Below are 20,371 nucleotides of genomic sequence, written 5' to 3'. Positions count from 1 at the left end.
CCGCAGGCGGGAGAGGGGAGTAAAGTGCCGCTAACGCAATAAATCAGCCGGTATTCCGCAGCCCGGCAGCCACCCCGTTGATCGTCAAGTGAATCCCGCGCCGCACGCGCACGTCGTCGGCGTCCTTGCCGGCCCGGTACCGCTTGAGCAGTTCCACCTGCAGGTGGTTCAGCGGGTCCAGATAGGCAAAGCGGTTCTTGATCGATCGCGCCAGCAGCGGGTTCTCCGCCAGCCGCTCCTGCCGGCCGGTGATCAGGCTCAGTACGTCGCAGGTCAGGTGCCATTCCGCACTGATGCGCGAGAACACGGTCTTGCGCAGTGCCGTGTCCTCGCACAGCGCAGCGTAGCGCGACGCCACGGCCAGGTCGGTCTTGGCCAGCACCATGTCCATGTTCGACAACAGCGTGCTGAAGAACGGCCACGACTTCACCATCCGCTTCAGCGTGGCAACGACGGCCTTGCGCGATTTCTCGTCCGGCGCTTCGTCCAGCAGGGCCTGCACGGCGCTGCCAAAGCCGAACCAGCCCGGCAGCAGCAGACGGCACTGACCCCAGGAGAAGCCCCACGGAATCGCTCGCAGGTCTTCAATGCGGCGATTCTTCTTGTCCATCAGCTTGCGCGATGCGGGCCGCGAACCGAGGTTCAGGTCCGCGATCTCGGTGATCGGCGTGGTGGCGAAGAAGTAGTCCTTGAAGCCGGGGGTTTCGTACACCAGGTTCCGGTACGCGCGGAACGCGTGGTCGGAAAGGCGCTGCATGATGCCTTCGAACGTCGCCAGGTCTTTCGGCGCATTCTGCGTCGGCAGCAGCGAGGCTTCCAGCGTGGCGGCAACCACCGTTTCCAGGTTGCGTCGACCAATCTCGGCGTTCGCGAACTTGCTGTTGATGATCTCGCCCTGCTCCGTAAGCCGGATCTGGCCGTTCACCGTGCCCGGCGGCTGCGACAGGATAGCGTCGTAGGTCGGGCCGCCGCCACGGCCCACCGTGCCGCCGCGGCCATGGAACAGGCGCAGCTTCACGCGGCGTTCCTCGAACAGCTTCACGAGCGCCAGTTCGGCCTTGTACAGTTCCCAGGTCGACGTCAGGAAGCCGCCGTCCTTGTTCGAATCCGAATAGCCGAGCATCACTTCCTGCTCGACGCCATGGTGGGCGATTACCGATTCGAAGCCGGGCAGGTCCAGCAGCGACTGCATGATGCCTGCCGCGTTGCGCAAGTCCTCGATGGTTTCGAACAGCGGGATGACCATCAATTCCATCCGCGCCGGATCGGTCTTGCTGCCGAGCGTGCCGCGCAACATGCCCGACTCCTTCTGCAGCAGCATCACTTCGATCAGGTCGGACAGCGTCTCGGTGTGCGAAATGATGTAGTTCCGGGCCACGCGTGCGCCGTAGCGGGCGCGCAGGTCGCGGGCCATCGCGAGGATCGCCAGTTCATTGCGCGTCTGCGTCGAATAGTCGTGCCACGGCAGCGTCAGCAGGCGCGGCTGGCGCAGTTCGGCCAGCAGCAGCTCGAGCTTGCGTGCCTCCGGCAGCGCGGCGTAGTTGGCCTCGATACCGGCTGCAGCGAACAGTTCGGCAATCACCGCCTCGTGCACGTCTGACACCTGGCGCATGTCGACCGAGGCCAGATGGAAGCCGAACACCGCAATCGCGCGGGCCAGCGCATCGACGCGGCCGCGAGCCAGCGCTTCACCGTGATGGCTGCGCAGTGAGTCGATCACGATCTGGACGTCGGCCGCGAATGCCTCGGCGTTGTCGTACGGGGCCACATCGGCCACCGGATGGCGTTGCGCGACATGGCCGGTCAAACGCTGCGAGGTGGCCGCCAGGCGTGCGTACATGCCGATTAGCGCGCGGCGGTACGGTTCGTCGGCGCGGTGTTCGGAGTGGTCGGGCGAGGCTTCGGCCAGTGCCAGCAGTTCAGGGCTGGCATCGACCATCAGCGACGACAGCGGCAGTTCGGCGCCGAGCGCGTGCAGTTCGTCGAGATACCAGTCGAACAGCAGCGTAGCCTGCTGGCTCGCGGCGTGCTCGAGAGTCTCGGCCGTGACGTTGGGATTGCCGTCGCGGTCGCCGCCGATCCACGAGCCCATTTGCAGGAACGGCGCCAGCGGGGCAGACGTGGTGGCGCCCTTGGTCCGGCGCGGGAAGATCGCGGCGATGTCCTCTTCCAGTTCGGCCATCAGGCGCGGAATGCCCTGCAGGAACGTGGTGCGATAGTAGGACAGCGCGTTCTCGATCTCGTCCACCACCATCAGCCGCGTGTTGCGCAGCATGCGGGTCTGCCAGAGCGTGGCCACGCGGGCCTTGATCTGTGCCGTGTTGTGGTCGCGTTCGCGCGTGGTCATCGGCAGGTCGCGCTCGGCCAGCAGGCGGGCGATCTCGCGCTCGGCATCCAGAATGCTCTTGCGCTGGACTTCGGTGGGGTGCGCGGTCAGCACCGGCATGATCAGCGCATCGTCAAGGAAATCGCGCAGCTGCTTGCCGGTCACGCCGGCGGCGTCGATGGCCTGCAGCGCGCGGGCCAGACTGCCCGGTTGCGGCGGCGAGCCGGCCAGCGCGTGCACGCGGCGGCGGCGATTGTGGTGCTGGTCCTCGGCGATATTGGCCAGGTGCGAAAAATAGCTGAACGCGCGCACCACCGAGTTGGTCTGGTCGCGCGACAGGCGTTTCAGCAGGCGGTCAAGCTCTGTGCCGGCGGCGCGGTCGTTCTCGCGACGGAATCGCACGGCGGTCTGACGGATCGTCTCGACCAGGTCGAATGCGGCATCGCCTTCCTGCTCGCGCACGCAATCGCCTAGCAGGCGACCAAGGAAGCGGATGTCCTCACGCAGCGGCAGGTCCTTCTCCGCGGTGCGGCGGGCCGGGGTCGCGACGGTAGCGCCATCTGCGGTCACAACGGCAAGCTGTGGCTTTGGCGCCGCTTTTGCGCGTGGTTTTACGGTCCTGGCGGTATTGGGTTTCTTCGGGGAGGCGCCGTTCGGGTCCTGCGGGCCCGAGGCCTGGGTGGTGGACTTGCGGGCGGTGGAACGTGAACGGCCGGTGGGGCGCGCAGCAGGCTGCGTCATCAACAATCTCCTCTCTATCTCTTCGTAGCTTTTATATGTTGACCGGCGGCAAGGCCTTGCCGGTTCGTACTTTTGCGGCCAATCAGGGGCCTGAGGCCACCGGGCTGCGTGCTAACATGCGCGCATGCAAGCACCCGCCAATCCGTCTTCTTCGTCCGCTGCAGTATCACGCAGCCTGCCACAAAAGCTGGTCATCGCGTCGCGCGAAAGTCGGCTGGCGATGTGGCAGGCTGAACATGTTCGTGCTGCGTTGCAACAATACTATCCCTCGTGCGACGTGTCCATTCTCGGAATGACGACAAGGGGTGATCAAATTCTCGATAAGACCTTGTCAAAGGTAGGCGGCAAGGGCCTGTTCGTGAAGGAGCTTGAGGTGGCCATGGCCGAGGGTCGTGCCGATCTGGCCGTGCACTCGCTCAAGGACGTGCCGATGGAACTGCCCGAAGGCTTCGCGCTGACGGCCGTGATGGAGCGCGAAGATCCGCGCGACGCACTGGTTTCTGCACAGTTTGCGTCGCTTGACGAGATGCCGGCCGGCACCGTGGTGGGTACGTCGAGCCTGCGCCGCGAAGCCGCACTGCGCAGCCGCTATCCGCATCTGGTAATCCGGCCGCTGCGCGGCAACCTCGATACTCGCCTGGGCAAGCTGGATCGCGGTGAATACGGTGCGATCATCCTGGCCGCCGCCGGACTCAAGCGGCTTGGCCTCGGCGACCGCATCCGCGCACTGATTGAACCTGAAAGCTCGCTGCCCGCAGCCGGGCAGGGCGCGCTGGGCATTGAGATCCGTTCGGATCGACCCGAACTGGCCGAATGGCTGGCGCCACTGAATGATCAGCCGACGCTGCTGGCGGTATCCGCCGAGCGCGCCGTGTCGCGCCGCCTGGGTGGTTCCTGTCAGGTTCCTCTTGCTGCACATGCGCTTTGGCGCGGCAGCGACCTCCAACTTGATGCCTTCGTGGCGCTGCCAGACGGCTCGCGCAGTATCCGCGCCCATGCCACCGCACTTGCTGCCACGGTAGCGGACGCCGAAGCGCTTGGCGCCGCGGTTGCCGGCGACCTGCTGGCCCAGGGCGCCGACAGCGTTCTTGCCGCGCTTTCCACGGATTCCACCGCCGGACCTGCCTGAGGAACCTGCGATGCCTCGCCCGACCGTCGTAGTAACGCGACCCGCCGGGCAGTCCCGGCAATTGACCGAGGCGTTGCAGGCCGCCGGTCTCGACGTGCTCGGCTTCCCGCTGCTGGCGATCGGGCCGGCCGCGGATGACACGCCGCTGCGCGCCGCGCTCGCCCGGCTCGACGACTACGCCCTGGCTGTTTTCGTGAGCCCGAACGCGGTGTGCCACGGGCTGGATGCTCTAGCCCAGGTGCAGAACGCTCACGGCGGCGCCCAATGGCCGGCAGGTATTGCCGTCGCGGTGGTCGGGCCGTCGAGCGTGACGGCGCTGGCCGATCGCGGCATCGCACCGCCCGCGTATCGCGTGATTGCTCCCGCAGGTGCGCAGGGCGGCGAGTCTGGCGGCGAAGCCGCGCGATTCGATTCCGAGGCGCTCTGGTCGGAGCTCGACACGTCTCCCGGAGCGTTCGCTGGCCGCAAGGTACTGATCGTCCGCGGCAGCGGCGGGCGCGAATGGCTGGCCGATCGCCTGCGCGAAGCGGGCGCAACCGTCGATGCCGTGGAAGCCTATAGCCGCACGCTGCCTGAGCCCACTACCATGCAATGGCAAGCCGTGCGCGACAGCCTCAAGGCCGAAGCGCCACCGTACGCATGGTTGCTAACCAGTTCGGAGGCAGTGCGCAACCTCGATGCACTGGCTCGCCTGCACCTGTCGCCTCGCGAACACGAACGCCTGAAGCAGATGCAGTGCATCGCGCCGCATGCGAGAATTGCCGCGCAGGCTCAGGCACTTGGATTTGCCAATGTGTTGCCCGCCGCGCCCGGCGATGCCGGACTGCTGGCGGCATGCGCGCAATGGGGCGATGCTTATGCCGGGCCGGCCACACCGGCGCCGGCATCCGCATCGCCAGTACCGGTGCCGGCGCCAGCACCAGTGCGGGCCGAACCGGTGCCAATGGCGGCCCCGGCGGAAGCCACAGAACCAACGTCAACGAAAGTCGAACGCGTGACGACAGACACCACGTCCCCCTCGTCGAATCCGTCCGGTAGCGCCGGTACGTCAACCATGCCTGGCGCCTTTGCAACGCCTGCGCGCCGCATGAATCCCTGGTGGTTGCTGGTGGCCGTGCTGGTGCTGGCCATTGCAGGCGGCTTCTGGTGGCTGCAGTTGCGGGTCGAGCATCTGACCCAGGAACTCGCACGCCGGCAGCAGAGCAACGACGCGCTGGTGCAGGAAACGCGCGTCCTGTCGCGCAATGCGCAGGAGACGGTCAAGGAACTGCAGGGCAAGGTCGGCGCGCTCGACGGCCAGGTGACCGAGACGCGCGAAAAGCAGGGGACGCTCGAACAGGTTTACCAGGACTTGATGCGCAACCGTGACGACTGGGAGATCGCCGAGATCCAGCAACTGCTGACCAACGCCGGACAACAATTGCAACTGACCGGCAGCGTGCAGGTGGCGCTGGCTGCGTTGCAAAGCGCCGATGCGCGTCTGGCGCGCGCGGACAAGCCGCAGTACAACCAGCTTCGCCGTGCCATTGCACGCGATATCGGCCGCATGAAGGCCGTGCCCGATACCGACCTGACCGGTGCCGCGATCAAGCTCGATGAAGCGATCAACCAGGTCGACGCGCTGCCGCTGCTGTCCGGCGAACGCATGCTTGATCGCACGCCGGGCGAGGGCGGCAAGCCCGCGCAAGGCGCCGCGAAGGGCGCTTCGGCACCGGCGGCCGCGTCCGCGGCAGCAGCGGGCGGCAATGTCGTTTCGCGCCTGTGGACTTACGTGCTCGATGAACTCGGTCAGGTAATCCGCGTGCGCAAGGTCGACGACACCAACGCGCTGCTGCTCTCGGGCGACCAGGGCTGGTTCCTGCGCGAGAACGTCAAGCTGCGCCTGCTCAATGCACGCCTGGCGCTGCTGTCCCGCAACGAGCCGGTATTTCGCAACGACCTGGCCGCCGCGCAGGGGATGATCGCGCGCTATTGCGACACCCGTTCGCGCCGCGTGCAGGGCGTGCTGACGCTGCTCAAGCAGGCTCAGGCCAGCGCCGTGTCGGTGTCGCTGCCGACGATGGCCGAGAGCCTCGGCGCGTTGCGCGACCTGAAGAAGGAGTAGCCGCCATGCGACTGCTTTTCTGGGTAGCCGTACTGTTCGGCGGCGCCGTCGGCCTGGCACTGTTCACGCAGTTCAACCAGAGCAACGTGGTGCTGTTCTATCCACCGTATCGGGTGGAAATGTCGCTGAACCTGACGCTGGCATTGCTGCTGCTGGCCTTCTTTGCCGTCTGGACAGTCCTGTCGACAGTTCGGCACCTGTCGGAAATGCCGCGCCGTGCCGCCGCGTATCGCGAGCGCAGCCGCATGAGCAAGGCGCAGGCTGCGCTGCGCGAGTCGATCGAGAACTTGTTCGCCGGACGTTTCGCCCGCGCCGAGCGCGCCGCACGCGAAGCCCAGGCCTGGCCCGAACAGGCGCAGACCGCGGCCCTGGTGGGCGCGCGCGCCGCGCACCGGATGCAGGAATCCGAACGGCGCGATGCGTGGATGTCCCAGGTCACCGACCCCGAGCGCGAACAGGCGCGGCTGGTTTCGATGGCTGAACTTCTAGTGGATGCGCGCGACGCCGAAGGTGCGCTGGCGACGATTGCCCAGTTGCAGGAAAAGGGCGGGCGCCAGATCCATGTGCAGCGGATTGCGCTGCGTGCGCACCAGCATCTGAAGAACTGGGGCGAAGTCTTGCGCCTGGCGCGCTCGCTCGAAAAGCGCAACGCACTGCATCCGGTACTGGCGCTGCGCCTGAAGCAGATGGCCGTGGAAGCAATGCTCGAGGAGCGCCGCCACGACGCCGAGGGCCTGTACCACTTCTGGCGCTCGCTGTCGGCCGACGAACGCCATGCCGTGCGCATTGCTGAACTGGGTGCGCGGTATTTCTCTGCGCTCGGCAAGCAGAACGAAGCACGCCGCATCGTCGAGGAAGCGCTGAAGGAAAACTGGGACAGCCGCCTGGTCCAGCGCTACGCCGACTGCGCGGAACCGGGCAAGGCCGTGCCTCAAATCCAGCAGGCCGAGAAATGGCTGGTCGACCATCCGACCGACGCCGACCTGTACTACACGCTCGGCGTGCTGTGCCTGGGCGAGCAGCTATGGGGCAAGGCGCAGTCGAATTTCGAACGAACCCTGAAGTACGCGGACCGCGACAGCCAGCGCCGCATCTGCATTCGCGCGCATCTTGCGCTGGCCCGGCTCTTTGAAGAGACCGACCGGGCCGAGGACGCGCAGCGGCATTACCGCGAGAGTGCGATGCTGGCGGCGTGAGGCATTAACCGTGATCGTTCGGCGTCTTATGCATCATGTCCGAAGCATTTACTTCAGTCCGTCCGATGAGGTCTGGCATACTTCCGCCCATACATTCGATTGGAGGTAGGCCGCAATGGATAAGACGACGCTGATAAAGCTCATTATCAATAAGCTGAGCGAACAGGAAGCGAGCATCAAGGAGCAATGGAATAATCCGACTGGCACGCGTACGCGTCACTTCATTGTGGACGACTTCTTGCCGGTCGAAGTTGCCAAGGCCATTTTCGATGCCTTTCCGAAGGATGCGAATGGTTTCTTTAATCGCGAATCGTTTCGCGAGAAAAAGCGCACCTCGGCGCATCTGGATCAGTACGCCCCGATTCTCGGCGATATCACCTATGCATTCCAGGATCCTGAAACCGTGCAGAAGGTTTCGGATATCGTGGAATTTGCTCAAATTGAACCTGATCCCAGCCTGTACGCCGGCGGCCTGTCGATGATGTTCAAGGGGGATTTCCTGAATCCTCATATCGACAACAGTCACGACGCCAAACGTGACCGCTACCGACGTTTGAATCTGCTCTACTACGTCTCGCCGGACTGGAAGCTCGAAAATGGTGGCAACTTTGAATTGTGGGATGACGACTGCAAGGTACCGAAGACGCTGACCTGCAAGTTCAATCGTCTGGTGGTGATGGAAACTAACAAGGATTCCTGGCACTCCGTCAGCCCGGTGCAAATTGATGCGCCGCGTTGCTGTGTATCGAACTACTTCTTTTCGACGGTCTCCCCGGACGATAGCGAGTATTTCCATGTGACGTCGTTTACCGGCCGTCCAGAGGAGGCGGGCAAGCGAGCTATTGGTGTAGTGGACAACGCGCTGCGCAATACCGTTTCGAAAGTCCTGAAGTACGGCCGTGGCAAGGACCAGGCGAATAAGAAGGACTAGCACGGAGAGTGCGGGAGGTTTCTGCCCGCACGACCTCCCCGATGCATTTACGGCGCCTCCTCCAGCGCGAGTAGGCGGCTGCCTCGGGCGGCTATGCCTTGGCAATTCCGCCCTTCACCGTCGCATACCTCTCCAGCGTCTCCTTCCGTGCCACGTTGTGTTGAACGATCGGGCGCGGATAGTTCTCCCCAAGCCTTACCCCCGCCGCAGCCAGCACGTCCTCGGGCGCCGTCCACGGTGCGTGGATGTATTTGTCCGGTAGCGCCGCCAACGTCGGCAGGTACTTCCGGATGAACCGTCCTTGCGGATCGAATTTCTCTGACTGCGTGACCGGGTTGAAGATGCGGAAGTAGGATTGCGCATCGCAGCCTGTCGATGCGGCCCATTGCCAGCCACCGTTATTGGCGGCGAAGTCGAAATCGTTGAGCTGATCGGCGAAGTACTGCTCGCCGCGGCGCCAGTCCACGCCCAGGTCTTTCACGAGGAAGCTTGCCGTTACCATGCGCAGGCGGTTGTGCATGTAGCCGCTCTGGCGGATCTGCAGCATCGCGGCATCGATCAGCGGATAGCCGGTCTGCGCGTTGCACCAGGCCTTGAAGTATTTGTCGCCAGTCGCCGGTGTGATCCAGCGCAGCGCATCGTACTCGGGATGGAACGACTTGCCGTCGGCCACGCGCGGATGATGGTGCAGGATCATGAAGTAGAAGTCGCGCCAGATTAGCTCGGATAGCCACACGGCCGCGCCTTCGCTGTCGGCCCCGCCGCGCAGCATCGCGTCATGTGCGGCCCGGGCCAGCGTGCGGATCGAGATCGTGCCGAAGCGCAGGTGCACTGACAGGTAGCTCGGACCCCGCAGCGCAGGTATGTCGCGCCGGCGGGCGTAGTCGCCGATGCGTTGCATGAATTCATCGAACAGCACCCGTGCGCCGTCGCTTCCCGTGGGCATCGCAATTTCATGCAGGTTGCTGGCCGCGAAGCCCAGATCGGGCAGTGTTGGCAGCGGTTTTTTGTACCGGCCGGGCATCGGCGCCAGTGCGCCAAGGTAACTGTCGATCGGGTACGGCCGCAGGTCGAATGGCTGCACCGTGCGCAGCCACGCATTCTCGTAGGGTGTGAAGACACTGAACGGTCGGCGCTGGCCAGTCAGGATTTCGTCAGCCTCGAAGATGACCTGATCCTTGAACGTGAACAGCACGCGGGCGTCGGCGGCCAGTGCCTGTCGCACCGCCGCGTCGCGCTGGTTGGCCGCCGGCTCATAGTCATGGTTCGCAAAAACGGCTTCGACTTCGAGGTCAGCGGCCAGCTTGGGGATGGCGTCACGCGCGATGCCATCAATCACGATCAGACCGCCTCCCGCATCGCCCAGCGCCTGCCGCAGCGGCTCCAGAGAGTGCAGGATGAACTCGACGCGACGGTCCGCCCGGAGTCCGCGTGCAAGCAGGGGATCGAGAATTTCCCGGTCGAACACGAACACGCACCATACCTGCCGGCAGTGCTTGAGGGCATAATGCAGCGCCGCGTGGTCTTCCGCGCGCAGGTCGCGCCGGAACCAGACCAGGCCACGCGCGAAATTCGGGGCGATCCGGTAGGGCAGTCGCGTGGTAGCGGCGGTTGTCTCCAGGGCAGGCAAAGGTGATCCAAGCATCGCCATAACCTAACATAGCTACCAGTATTCCCGCAGTTTTCACGGTTTCTTCACGCAGCAGACAGACATCCCCATGGCCACGACACTCGACCGCATCCTGCAATCCCAAGGCTTCGGCACGCGCCGCTATTGTGGCGACCTCGTAGCGGCGGGGCTCGTGGAGGTCAACGGCGAGCTCTGCGAAGATCCGGGCGCGCGCTTCGAAGTGGATGGCCTGCGGCTGACCGTCGATGGCGAGGAGTGGCTGGCCTGCACCAAGGCCTACGTAATGCTGAACAAGCCGACCGGCTACGAATGCTCGCAACGCCCGCGTCACCATCCGAGCGTCTACAACCTGCTGCCGGTGCCGCTGCGCCAGCGCGAGGTACAGGCTGTGGGCCGGCTCGATCACGACACCACCGGCCTGTTGCTGCTGACCGACGACGGCCAGTTCATTCACGCCCAGACGTCGCCCAAGAAGCAGGTGCCGAAGATCTACGAAGTGACGACTTTCGACCCCGTAACGCCAGAGCAGGTGCAGGCGCTTTGCACTGGCGTCCAGCTCGATGACGAGCCGGCTCCGCTTGCCGCCGATGCCTGCGAAGCCACCGGCGAGCGCAGCCTGCGCTTGACCCTGCTGCAGGGCAAGTATCACCAGGTCAAGCGCATGGTGGCCGCGGCGGGCAATCATGTGACTGCGCTGCACCGCAGCGCCATCGGCGGTCTGGTGCTGGACCCCGCACTGGGACCGGGAGAGTGGCGCTGGCTGACGGCGGAAGACCTGGTCGCGCTGAAGGGCTGAGGGCTTTGGATTGGGGCGGAATGTTGCGCCGCCGCATGCCGTCGGACACAGAAGTTTTACGGGAAGTCGGTACGGCGATTTGGTAGAATGCAAGCCATGGCGACACCCGAAGCTCCAATCAATCTCACCAATCAGTTCCTGATTGCCATGCCTGGCATGGCTGATCCGACCTTTTCGGGTTCCGTTGTCTACCTTTGCGAGCATAACGAGCGCGGCGCGCTCGGCCTGGTGATCAACCGGCCGATCGACATCGACATGGCCACGCTCTTCGACAAGATCGATCTCAAGCTCGAAATCCAGCCTGTTGCCCACCAGCCGGTCTACTTCGGCGGCCCGGTGCAGACCGAACGCGGCTTTGTGCTGCATGACCCGGTCGGCATCTATGTGTCGTCGCTGGCGGTGCCCGGCGGGCTGGAAATGACCACTTCCAAGGACGTGCTCGAGGCCGTGGCCAACGGCAGCGGCCCGCATCGCTTCCTGCTCACGCTCGGCTACGCGGGCTGGGGTGCCGGCCAGCTTGAGGAAGAGCTGAGCCGCAACGGCTGGCTGACTGTCCAGGCCGATCCCGAAATCATCTTCAGCGTGCCTCCCGAGGAGCGCTTTGCAGCGGCCATTCGCCTGCTCGGCATCGACATATCGATGCTATCGGGCGACGCGGGGCATGCCTGATCAGACGGGGCGCGAGACGCCCCGCGACGGCACGGTGCTCGCGTTCGACTATGGCGAGAAAAAAATCGGCGTGGCACTCGGAAATTTCATCACCCGGCAAGCCACTGCCCTCACCATTCTTCCGAATGTCACGGTCGAAGCCCGCTTCGAGGCCGTTGGCGCGCTGATCCACGAGTGGTCGCCCGTGCGCCTGGTGGTTGGCATGCCGGTCAACCCCGAAGCTGGCCCCGATGACGAAGAACAGGCCTCGATGCGGCTTGCGCGCCGCTTTGGCAACCAGTTGAACGGACGATTCAACCTGCCCGTGGAATGGGTGGACGAGCGCTACACGTCGCGTGCCGCCGCCATGGCGGGCGCCAAGCGTGGCGCGCTCGATGCAGAGGCCGCCCGGATCATCCTGCAACAGTACTTCGACGAACTTCCGCTATGACCCAGACCTCCACTCCCGACGCCGAGGCGCTGTATCACGCGCTGCGCGACCAGGCCCAGGCCCTGATGCCCTCCAGCGAACGTTCGCGCTGGTCTGTCGCCGGCATTTATTCCGGAGGCGCCTGGATTGCCGAGCGGCTGGCGGCCGACCTGAAGCTCGATGGCCATGGCGTGATCAACGTGGCATTTCACCGCGACGACTACGCCAAGAAGGGCCTGCACAGCCAGGCGCAGTCGACCACGCTGCCGTTCGAAGTGCAGGATCGCAACATCCTGCTGATCGACGACGTGCTGGCCACGGGCCGCACGATCCGCGCCGCCGTCAACGAACTGTTCGACTACGGCCGCCCGGCCCGCGTGGCGCTGGCCGTGCTGGCAGACCGCGGTGGCCGCGAACTGCCGATTGCCGCCGACTTCGCCGCCGTCACCGTGGACCTGCCGCGGGACAAAACGCTGGTGCTGTCGCGCCAGGGCGAGGGCGCAGCCACCCGCTTTGCCTTTGCCACCGAAGCCCGCACCTGATTCGATTCGCACCGCCAGCCCGCCCGCACGCAACACCCAGATAGAACCCGCGCCCGACCTGCCATGACCAAGACGTTCCGCAACCCACAGCTCACCAAGAACGGCGAGCTGAAACACCTGCTGTCCATCGAGGGGCTGTCGCGTGACATGGTCACGCACATCCTCGATACCGCCAGCCAGTTCGTCTCGCTCTCCGACTCCGACCGCGATGTCAAGAAGGTGCCATTGCTACGCGGCAAGAGCGTGTTCAACCTGTTCTTCGAGAACTCCACGCGCACGCGCACCACGTTCGAGATCGCCGCCAAGCGACTGTCGGCAGATGTGCTGAACCTGAACATCAATGCATCGTCCACGAGCAAGGGCGAATCGCTGCTCGACACGATCAACAACTTGTCGGCCATGTCGGCAGACATGTTCGTGGTGCGCCACGCCAGTTCCGGTGCGCCGTACCTGATCGCCGAACACGTGGCCCCGCACGTGCACGTGATCAACGCCGGCGACGGCCGCCACGCGCATCCGACGCAGGGCCTGCTGGACATGTACACGATCCGGCATTTCAAGAAGGATTTCACCAACCTGACGGTGGCAATCGTCGGCGACATCCTGCACTCGCGCGTGGCCCGGTCGGATATCCACGCACTGACCACGCTGGGCGTGCCCGAAGTGCGCGCAATCGGCCCGCGCACGCTGTTGCCGACCGGCCTGGAGCAGATGGGTGTACGGGTCTTCCACAACATGGAAGAGGGCCTGAAGGGCGTGGACGTGGTGATCATGCTGCGCCTGCAGAACGAGCGGATGAGCGGCGCGCTGCTGCCGTCGGCGCAGGAATACTTCAAGGCGTACGGCCTGACGCCGGAGCGCCTGGCGCTGGCCAAGCCCGATGCCATCGTGATGCACCCGGGCCCGATGAACCGTGGCGTGGAAATCGACTCCGCAGTGGCCGACGGCCCGCAATCGGTGATCCTGAACCAGGTCACGTTCGGCATTGCCGTGCGCATGGCCGTGATGGGCATTGTTGCAGGAAATAATGATTGAGCCGGACCCGGATACAACGAACAGCACACACCGACAGAACATGAAGATCCATATCCAGGGTGGCCGCCTGATCGATCCGGCCGCAAACGTCGACGCCGAACAGGACCTGTACATTGCCGCGGGCAAGGTCGTCGGCGTAGGCCGGGCGCCAGCCGATTTCAACGCCAACAAGACCATCGACGCACGCGGCATGATCGTGTGCCCGGGCCTGGTCGACCTGTCCGCGCGCCTGCGCGAGCCGGGCTACGAGTACAAGGCAACGCTGGAATCCGAGGTGGCCGCCGCTACGGCCGGTGGCGTGACCAGCCTGGTCTGCCCGCCCGATACCGATCCGGTGCTGGACGAACCGGGCCTGGTGGAAATGCTCAAGTTCCGCGCCCACAAGCTGAACCAGACGCATGTGTACCCGCTGGGTGCACTGACAGTGGGCCTGAAAGGCGAGGCGCTGACCGAAATGGGCCAGCTCACCGAGGCCGGTTGCGTCGGCTTCAGCCAGGCCGAGGCACCGATTCACGACACCAAGGTGTTGCAACGGGCGATGCAGTACGCGCAGACGTTCGGTTTCACGCTCTGGCTGCGCCCCGAGGACCCGTTCCTCGGTGGCGGCGTGGCCGCCAGCGGCCCGATGGCATCGCGCCTGGGGCTGTCCGGCGTGTCCGTGATCGCCGAAACCGTACGCCTGCATACGATCTTCGAACTGATGCGCACCACGGGCGCACGCGTGCACCTGTGCCGCCTGTCGTCCGCGGCTGGCCTGCAACTGGTGCGTCAGGCTCGCAAGGAAGGCCTGCCGGTGACCTGCGATGTGAACATCCACCATGTTTCGCTGACCGACATGGACATCGGCTTTTTCAACAGCCAGATGCGTTTCACGCCGCCGCTGCGCGGCGCCCGCGACCGTGACGCAATCGTCGCCGCCCTGGCGGACGGCACCATCGACGCGCTGTGCTCGGACCACACCCCGGTGGACGACGACGAGAAACTGCTGCCGTTCGCGGAAGCATCTCCGGGCGCCACTGGCCTGGAACTGCTGCTGCCGCTGACGCTGCGCTGGGCCAGCGAACATAAGGTGCCTTTAGCGAAGGCGCTGGCCCGCATCACCAGCGAGCCAGCACGCGTGATCGGCCTGAACGCCGGATCGCTGACCACCGGCAGCGTTGCCGATGTCTGCATCTTCGATCCGAAACAGGTCTGGAAGGTGGAACGCAGCGCGCTGAAGAGCCAGGGCAAGAACTCGCCATGGCTGGGCTACGAAATGGAAGGGCGCGTGCGCACGACGCTGGTCTGTGGCCAGGTTGTGTACGAGCAGCGCTGAAAAGCTCCGGCAATTCCACCTTCAGAACATTCGGGGCCCCACGATGATCTGGTTACGCAAGGCGCGGCTGGTATTCCATTTCGTACGCGGCCTGCTGGTCTGCGCCACTGTATTCCCGTGGGCGAGCGCTCACCTGCGCGAGCGCCTGATCCGCGAGTGGTCCCGCAAACTGCTGGCCATTTGCGGCATCGAAGTGGAAGTCCAGGGCCAGACGCCGGGACAGGCTGCCCCTAAGGGCGCCATGCTCGTGTCGAACCATATCTCGTGGCTCGATATCTACGTCATCCACAGCTGGCAACCCGTTCGTTTCGTCGCCAAGTCGGAGATCCGAAGCTGGCCCATAGTCGGCTGGCTCTGCGACAAAACGGGAACGATCTTTATCGAACGCGGCCGCAAGCGCGACGCTCACCGCGTGCTGCATCACATTACCGAGGTGATGCAGCAGGGCGACCTGGTGTGCGTGTTTCCCGAGGGCACGACCACCGATGGCAGCAAGGTGCTGCCGTTCCACGCCAACCTGATGCAGGCCCCGGTAGCGGGCCACCTTCCCGTGCAGCCGGTGGGCCTGACATATTTGGACGCCGCAACAGGCAAGCCGACGCTGGCGCCGGCCTATATCGACGATATCTCGCTGGTGCAGTGCCTGAACGCGATTCTGAAGTCGCCGCCGATCAAGGCGAGGCTGGTGATTGGGCCGCAGTTGGTGGCCGGAGCGGCCGGAAGACGGGAGTTGGCGGAGGCGGCGAGGGGGGTGGTGGTGCATCTTTTAGACGGTGCGCATGACGCGGCTCGAGGCACAGCCGATTCGCTTCATATACTGTCTGCCGCGGTCGCGGCGCCGATCGGAATGGGTGATGCCGTGTCGCCTGCGGGTCGCTGACCAATTCGATGCATGGCGGTCGCGGCACCGGGCTGGATGCAGGCGCGAAAGGGCAAGCGTTCGGTCCCGGGGCTTGCCGAGCCGGGCGTGCAACTCTAAAAGGTCGCTGTCGCATCGATACCCCCCCGGTTTCCCGGGGGTAATTTTCAAGTACGGGGGTCCTGGTACTGCGGGCAGTCGACCTGAACGACCGTGCGTTCGTCGGGCCGGGCGGCCAACTTCACAGCGGTCAGCTTGCCTCCCCAGACACAGCCCGTATCGAGCGCAACCAGATTCGGGCGAATCACCAATCCAAGCGTCGACCAATGTCCGCACACCATGGTCACATCGCCGGTACGCCGCTCGGGGGCGTCAAACCACGGCGTGACGCCGGACGGCGCGTCGTCCAGGCCTTCCTTAGTCTTTAGGTCCATGACCCCATCCGCGGAGCAGAAGCGCAACCGGGTGAGCGCGTTGACGATGACCCGATGTCGCTCGATGCCAACCAGATCGTCGCGCCAGCGATCGGCGGCATTGCCGAACACGCCTGCGAGGAACGCCTGCCAGTTGGGCCCCTGCAATTCGGCTTCAACTTCCCGTGCAAGGCTGATGACCTGATCCGGGCTCCACTGCGGCAACACGCCGGCATGCACGATCAGGAAATCGTCTTCGCGGATAGCCAGGGGCTGATGGCGCAGCCAGGTGAGCAGTGTTTCGCAATCCGGCGCACGCAGGATGTCGTCGAACGTATCTGATTTGCCCTTCTTGCGAACGCCAGCGGCGACGGCAAGCAGGTGGATGTCGTGATTGCCCAGCACCGTGCGCACCCGGTCGCCCATGGCCATGATCGTGCGAAGCGTCTCGAGCGAGGCGGGTCCGCGATTGACCAAGTCGCCTACCAAACGGAGCGGCGCATCTTGTGGCAGGTGCTCCAGTAGCTCATGAAGCGAGGGCGCGCAGCCTTGAAGGTCACCGATGGCGATGGATGTGATGCATGAGTGGTGTCTGTCGGCTACGGAAAATTGCATGGTTTTCCAGACATTTGCGATGGATTTCCGGTTAGATTGTGTAAATAGTTACACGGCGCTACAAAAAGTTGAGTGAAGGTCTCGGGAGCTGACTGCGGGTCAGATAGAATACCGCCACTTCAAGAAAGACTTAAAAATGAACCGCTTGTCCTGAGGGTACAAGCGGCGCGGTGGTTTTTGTTGGGAACGCGGACACGTAGATAGGTAAAGGGAGTAAGAGTTTGTCGCACATTCTTGTCACTGGCGGAGCGGGGTTCATCGGCGCCAATTTCGTGCTCAACTGGCTGGCCCAGCCGGGATCGGACAGCGTCGTCAATGTCGACAAGCTGACATACGCGGGCAATCGCAAGACGTTGTCGTCGCTGGACGGCGATGCCCGCCACGTGTTCTCGCAGACTGATATCTGCGATCGAGACACCCTCGACCGGTTGCTGGCCGAGTACAAGCCGCGCGCGGTTGTGCACTTTGCCGCGGAAAGCCATGTGGATCGATCTATCCTCGGTCCGGCCGAATTCATTCAGACCAATATCATTGGCACCTTTACGCTGCTCGAAGCCGTGCGCGCCTATTGGGGCGGCGTGGAAGGTCCCGCCAAGGCGGAATTCCGCTTCCTGCACGTTTCCACTGACGAGGTGTTCGGTTCGCTGGGTCCAGCCGACCCGCAATTCTCCGAAACCACCGCATACGCGCCGAACAGCCCGTATTCGGCTTCGAAGGCCGCTTCCGATCATCTGGTCCGAGCGTATCACCATACGTACGGTCTGCCGGTCCTGACGACCAACTGCTCCAACAACTACGGCCCGTATCACTTCCCCGAGAAGCTGATTCCCCTGATGATCACCAATGCGCTCACGGGCAAGGCGCTGCCGGTTTATGGCGATGGCCAGAACGTGCGTGACTGGCTATATGTCGGCGATCATTGCAGTGCCATTCGCGAGGTGCTGGCGCGCGGCCGTCTGGGCGAAACCTACAACGTCGGGGGCTGGAACGAAATGACCAATCTGGACGTCGTGCACACGATCTGCGATCTGCTCGATCAGCTCAAGCCCAAGACCAACGGATCCTACCGCGACCAGATCAGCTTTGTGAAGGATCGCCCAGGCCATGATCGCCGCTACGCGATCGATGCCCGCAAGCTGGAGCGCGAACTGGGCTGGAAGCCGGCCGAGACCTTCGAGAGCGGTTTGCGCAAGACGGTCCAGTGGTACCTCGACAATCAGCCTTGGGTGCAGGATGTGATGTCAGGTGAATACCGCAACTGGGTAGCCAAGCACTATGCGGACTGAGGCGACCAAGACTCCCATCCTGCTCGTGACGGGCTGTAACGGACAGCTTGGATTTGAGCTTCAGCGCAGTCTGGCCCCGCTCGGATGCGTCGTTGCCTTGGATCGAGCGACTTGCGACTTGACAAGTCCTGACGAGCTTCGCCGGATCGTGCGCGAGCTCAGGCCCGACGTGATCGTCAATGCGGCGGCCTATACGGCCGTGGACAAGGCGGAATCCGATGTCGAGACAGCCTTCAACGTCAACGGTAGCGCGCCTGGCGTGCTTGCCGAGGAAGCCAGGTTGCTTGGGAGCCTGTTGGTGCATTACTCCACCGACTACGTTTTCGACGGAAGCGGCGATGTTCCCTACGCAGAGACAGACGCAGTGGGGCCACAGTCCGTGTATGGCAAGAGCAAGCTGGCAGGTGAGCAGACTGTCATGGCTTCAGGCGCGCCGGCGATTGTGTTGCGCACTTGCTGGGTCGCGGGTGCCCACGGCGGCAACTTCGCCAAGACGATGCTGAAGCTCGGACGTGAGCGTGACTGTCTGCGTGTCATTGCAGACCAGTTCGGCGCACCCACCACGGCCGCCTTGATTGCAGATGTGACAGCGCAGATCGTTGCGCGATTCTGGCTGTTTGGCGAGCGCAGCGCCTTTCCTGGCGGGATCTATCATCTGGCCGCCGCAGGCGAGACGACGTGGCACGGTTATGCGACGGAAGTGCTCGGCTATGCGGCTCACAAAGGCGTCGCGCTCAAGGTGAACCCCGCCGATATCGAGCCGATTCCGGCCACTGCCTATCCTTTGCCGGCGCCGCGGCCGTTGAATTCCCGACTGGATACGCGCAAGTTGCGCGAGACCTTTGGCGTTCATCTTCCGGACTGGAAGCAGGGCATCCGGCATCTCCTCGACCAGATCCTCTCCTGACACCTCACCATGCGTAAAGGCATCATCCTTGCCGGTGGCTCCGGCACCCGGCTTTATCCGATCACCCGATCCGTGTCGAAACAGCTTCTGCCTGTTTATGACAAGCCGATGATCTACTATCCGCTGTCAACGCTCATGCTGGCGGGGATTCGTGACATCCTTATTATCTCCACGCCGGAGGATACGCCCCGTTTTTCCGATATGCTCGGTGACGGCAGCAACTGGGGCATCAACCTCCAATATGCGGTTCAGCCTTCGCCAGACGGGCTGGCCCAGGCATTCATCATTGGCCGTGATTTTGTCGGGAATGATCCGTCAACGCTGATCCTCGGCGACAACATTTTCTTCGGGCATGATCTGGTGCGTCAGCTTGTGCGATCGTCGGGGCAAGACAAAGGCGCTACGGTCTTTGCCTATCACGTGCATGATCCGGAACGCTATGGAGTAGTGGAGTTCGACGAGAATTTTCGTGCGCTGTCGCTCGAGGAAAAGCCGCTGGCGCCGCGATCGAACTATGCTGTAACGGGCCTCTATTTCTACGATAATCAGGTCTGCGATATTGCTGCTGACATTAAACCGTCGGCGCGCGGCGAACTCGAGATCACCGACGTGAACAAGCGGTATCTGGAGATGAACCAGCTCGAGGTCGAGATCATGGGGCGCGGCTATGCCTGGTTGGATACCGGCACGCATGACTCCTTGCTCGAAGCGGCCAGCTTCATCGCCACGCTGCAGAATCGCCAGGGTCTCATGGTGGCGTGTCCGGAGGAGATTGCCTATCGCAGCCAATGGATCAGCGCCGAACAGGTGGAGCGACTTGCAAGGCCGCTGGTCAAGAACGCCTACGGCAAGTATCTGCAGCAGATCATCTCGGAATTCATCAAATGAGCCTGAGTATTATTCGCACGGCGATCCCCGATGTGATGATTATCGAACCGAGGGTTTTCGGTGATGCGCGGGGGTTCTTCCTGGAGAGTTTTAACCAGAAAGCATTTGCCGAAGCCACGGGTCTGGATCTGGAGTTCGTGCAGGACAATCACAGCCGCAGCGGCAAAGGCGTGCTGCGGGGCCTGCATTATCAGATCCAACAGCCACAGGGCAAGCTGGTGCGGGTGGTTCGCGGCCGGGTGTTCGACGTGGCCGTGGACGTACGCAAGCAATCGGTGACCTTTGGCAAATGGGTTGGCGTGGAGCTCAGTGAAGATAATCACCGACAGTTCTGGGTGCCGCCAGGTTTTGCCCATGGGTTCGTGGTCTTGTCCGAGACGGCGGATTTCCTCTACAAGACTACTGATTACTACGCACCTCAGTTCGAGCGGACTATCGCCTGGAATGATCCGGAGATTGGGATCGAATGGCCGCAAATGGACGTGGCCCCTTTGTTGTCCGCCAAGGACCAACTCGGTGTCAGTATTTCCACAGCCGAACTGTTCGAATAAACCGGTCGAGCTGGATGATTGTCCGGCTC

Annotated in this window: 18 protein-coding genes; 15 read left to right on the top strand and 3 right to left on the bottom strand. The window is 63.6% G+C overall.

All coding sequences use genetic code 11. The annotated features are described in order from the left end of the window. Positions 1-43: 43 nt before the first annotated feature. Entirely contained in the window at positions 44-3,067 is a 3,024-nt protein-coding gene (gene ppc / locus B552_RS0122260; protein ID WP_019451270.1) for a phosphoenolpyruvate carboxylase, read from the bottom strand. A gap of 124 nt (positions 3,068-3,191) precedes the next feature. On the opposite strand from ppc, the gene hemC reads away from it, so the two are divergent. From hemC to B552_RS0122240, 4 genes are all read left to right on the top strand, one after another. After that, positions 3,192-4,196, top strand: coding sequence for a hydroxymethylbilane synthase (gene hemC, locus B552_RS0122255; RefSeq protein WP_026035937.1), 1,005 nt, complete (start codon positions 3,192-3,194; stop codon positions 4,194-4,196). A gap of 10 nt (positions 4,197-4,206) precedes the next feature. Further along, complete coding sequence (gene hemDX / locus B552_RS0122250; protein WP_026035936.1) at positions 4,207-6,300, top strand: fused uroporphyrinogen-III synthase HemD/membrane protein HemX; 2,094 nt, start codon at positions 4,207-4,209, stop codon at positions 6,298-6,300. A 5-nt stretch (positions 6,301-6,305) separates the two neighbouring features. Further along, positions 6,306-7,496 carry a heme biosynthesis HemY N-terminal domain-containing protein gene (locus tag B552_RS0122245; protein WP_019451267.1) on the top strand — a complete coding sequence of 397 codons (1,191 nt, stop codon included), beginning with the start codon at positions 6,306-6,308 and terminating at the stop codon, positions 7,494-7,496. A gap of 115 nt (positions 7,497-7,611) precedes the next feature. Next, on the top strand, positions 7,612-8,427 hold the full coding sequence (locus B552_RS0122240) for a 2OG-Fe(II) oxygenase (RefSeq protein ID WP_019451266.1): 816 nt from the start codon (positions 7,612-7,614) through the stop codon (positions 8,425-8,427). Between the two features lie 91 nt (positions 8,428-8,518). Here B552_RS0122240 and B552_RS0122235 read toward each other — a convergent pair whose 3' ends face one another. After that, the gene (locus B552_RS0122235) at positions 8,519-10,072 is read right to left on the bottom strand and encodes a deoxyribodipyrimidine photo-lyase (RefSeq protein ID WP_035880190.1); all 1,554 of its coding nucleotides are present in this window, start codon (positions 10,070-10,072) and stop codon (positions 8,519-8,521) included. A 73-nt stretch (positions 10,073-10,145) separates the two neighbouring features. Here B552_RS0122235 and B552_RS0122230 point away from each other — a divergent pair, with 73 nt between their 5' ends. The 7 genes from B552_RS0122230 to B552_RS0122200 all read left to right on the top strand — a co-directional run bounded on the left by B552_RS0122230 (position 10,146) and on the right by B552_RS0122200 (position 15,703). Continuing rightward, complete coding sequence (locus B552_RS0122230; protein WP_019451264.1) at positions 10,146-10,853, top strand: 16S rRNA pseudouridine(516) synthase; 708 nt, start codon at positions 10,146-10,148, stop codon at positions 10,851-10,853. Positions 10,854-10,949: 96 nt separating this feature from the next. Continuing rightward, positions 10,950-11,522 carry a YqgE/AlgH family protein gene (locus tag B552_RS0122225; protein ID WP_026035934.1) on the top strand — a complete coding sequence of 191 codons (573 nt, stop codon included), beginning with the start codon at positions 10,950-10,952 and terminating at the stop codon, positions 11,520-11,522. Then, positions 11,515-11,952 (top strand): Holliday junction resolvase RuvX, encoded by a 438-nt coding sequence (gene ruvX, locus B552_RS0122220; protein ID WP_019451262.1) that lies wholly within the window; start codon positions 11,515-11,517, stop codon positions 11,950-11,952. Before B552_RS0122225 ends, ruvX begins: the two co-directional genes overlap by 8 nt. Further along, positions 11,949-12,473 carry a bifunctional pyr operon transcriptional regulator/uracil phosphoribosyltransferase PyrR gene (pyrR, locus tag B552_RS0122215; protein ID WP_019451261.1) on the top strand — a complete coding sequence of 175 codons (525 nt, stop codon included), beginning with the start codon at positions 11,949-11,951 and terminating at the stop codon, positions 12,471-12,473. The genes ruvX and pyrR overlap by 4 nt, the downstream gene beginning before the upstream one ends. A 63-nt stretch (positions 12,474-12,536) precedes the next feature. Further along, entirely contained in the window at positions 12,537-13,508 is a 972-nt protein-coding gene (locus B552_RS0122210) for an aspartate carbamoyltransferase catalytic subunit (RefSeq protein WP_019451260.1), read from the top strand. Between the two features lie 40 nt (positions 13,509-13,548). Further along, positions 13,549-14,823: a dihydroorotase gene (locus B552_RS0122205; protein ID WP_035880187.1), complete on the top strand. Its 1,275-nt coding sequence runs from the start codon at positions 13,549-13,551 to the stop codon at positions 14,821-14,823. A gap of 43 nt (positions 14,824-14,866) precedes the next feature. Next, positions 14,867-15,703 (top strand): lysophospholipid acyltransferase family protein, encoded by an 837-nt coding sequence (locus B552_RS0122200; RefSeq protein ID WP_019451258.1) that lies wholly within the window; start codon positions 14,867-14,869, stop codon positions 15,701-15,703. A gap of 146 nt (positions 15,704-15,849) precedes the next feature. Here B552_RS0122200 and B552_RS0122195 read toward each other — a convergent pair whose 3' ends face one another. Beyond that, positions 15,850-16,710 (bottom strand): symmetrical bis(5'-nucleosyl)-tetraphosphatase, encoded by an 861-nt coding sequence (locus tag B552_RS0122195; protein ID WP_019451257.1) that lies wholly within the window; start codon positions 16,708-16,710, stop codon positions 15,850-15,852. A gap of 221 nt (positions 16,711-16,931) precedes the next feature. On the opposite strand from B552_RS0122195, the gene rfbB reads away from it, so the two are divergent. Genes rfbB through rfbC form a run of 4 tightly spaced genes read left to right on the top strand, consistent with a single transcriptional unit; the run spans position 16,932 to position 20,342 of the window. Next, positions 16,932-17,996, top strand: coding sequence for a dTDP-glucose 4,6-dehydratase (rfbB, locus tag B552_RS0122190; protein ID WP_019451256.1), 1,065 nt, complete (start codon positions 16,932-16,934; stop codon positions 17,994-17,996). Next, the gene (gene rfbD / locus B552_RS0122185) at positions 17,986-18,903 is read left to right on the top strand and encodes a dTDP-4-dehydrorhamnose reductase (RefSeq protein ID WP_026035932.1); all 918 of its coding nucleotides are present in this window, start codon (positions 17,986-17,988) and stop codon (positions 18,901-18,903) included. Before rfbB ends, rfbD begins: the two co-directional genes overlap by 11 nt. 9 nt (positions 18,904-18,912) lie before the next feature. Then, the gene (rfbA, locus tag B552_RS0122180) at positions 18,913-19,791 is read left to right on the top strand and encodes a glucose-1-phosphate thymidylyltransferase RfbA (RefSeq protein ID WP_019451254.1); all 879 of its coding nucleotides are present in this window, start codon (positions 18,913-18,915) and stop codon (positions 19,789-19,791) included. Beyond that, positions 19,788-20,342: a dTDP-4-dehydrorhamnose 3,5-epimerase gene (rfbC, locus tag B552_RS0122175; protein WP_019451253.1), complete on the top strand. Its 555-nt coding sequence runs from the start codon at positions 19,788-19,790 to the stop codon at positions 20,340-20,342. Before rfbA ends, rfbC begins: the two co-directional genes overlap by 4 nt. Positions 20,343-20,371: the final 29 nt, after the last annotated feature.

Origin of the sequence: Cupriavidus sp. BIS7 (assembly GCF_000292345.1) — a bacterium.
Lineage (GTDB): Bacteria > Pseudomonadota > Gammaproteobacteria > Burkholderiales > Burkholderiaceae > Cupriavidus.
Note: the sequence above shows the minus strand (reverse complement) of the source record. Positions and strands in the feature narration are given on the sequence as shown.

Coding starts and splice junctions, on each gene's coding strand:
- ppc (WP_019451270.1), bottom strand. CDS start 3,067: ATGACGCAGCCTGCTGCGCGCCCCACCGGCCGTTCACGTTCCACCGCC.
- B552_RS0122230 (WP_019451264.1), top strand. CDS start 10,146: ATGGCCACGACACTCGACCGCATCCTGCAATCCCAAGGCTTCGGCACG.
- B552_RS0122205 (WP_035880187.1), top strand. CDS start 13,549: ATGAAGATCCATATCCAGGGTGGCCGCCTGATCGATCCGGCCGCAAAC.
- B552_RS0122225 (WP_026035934.1), top strand. CDS start 10,950: ATGGCGACACCCGAAGCTCCAATCAATCTCACCAATCAGTTCCTGATT.
- B552_RS0122245 (WP_019451267.1), top strand. CDS start 6,306: ATGCGACTGCTTTTCTGGGTAGCCGTACTGTTCGGCGGCGCCGTCGGC.
- pyrR (WP_019451261.1), top strand. CDS start 11,949: ATGACCCAGACCTCCACTCCCGACGCCGAGGCGCTGTATCACGCGCTG.
- hemDX (WP_026035936.1), top strand. CDS start 4,207: ATGCCTCGCCCGACCGTCGTAGTAACGCGACCCGCCGGGCAGTCCCGG.
- B552_RS0122235 (WP_035880190.1), bottom strand. CDS start 10,072: ATGCTTGGATCACCTTTGCCTGCCCTGGAGACAACCGCCGCTACCACG.
- B552_RS0122210 (WP_019451260.1), top strand. CDS start 12,537: ATGACCAAGACGTTCCGCAACCCACAGCTCACCAAGAACGGCGAGCTG.
- B552_RS0122240 (WP_019451266.1), top strand. CDS start 7,612: ATGGATAAGACGACGCTGATAAAGCTCATTATCAATAAGCTGAGCGAA.
- B552_RS0122200 (WP_019451258.1), top strand. CDS start 14,867: ATGATCTGGTTACGCAAGGCGCGGCTGGTATTCCATTTCGTACGCGGC.
- B552_RS0122195 (WP_019451257.1), bottom strand. CDS start 16,710: ATGCAATTTTCCGTAGCCGACAGACACCACTCATGCATCACATCCATC.
- rfbD (WP_026035932.1), top strand. CDS start 17,986: ATGCGGACTGAGGCGACCAAGACTCCCATCCTGCTCGTGACGGGCTGT.
- rfbC (WP_019451253.1), top strand. CDS start 19,788: ATGAGCCTGAGTATTATTCGCACGGCGATCCCCGATGTGATGATTATC.
- rfbA (WP_019451254.1), top strand. CDS start 18,913: ATGCGTAAAGGCATCATCCTTGCCGGTGGCTCCGGCACCCGGCTTTAT.
- hemC (WP_026035937.1), top strand. CDS start 3,192: ATGCAAGCACCCGCCAATCCGTCTTCTTCGTCCGCTGCAGTATCACGC.
- ruvX (WP_019451262.1), top strand. CDS start 11,515: ATGCCTGATCAGACGGGGCGCGAGACGCCCCGCGACGGCACGGTGCTC.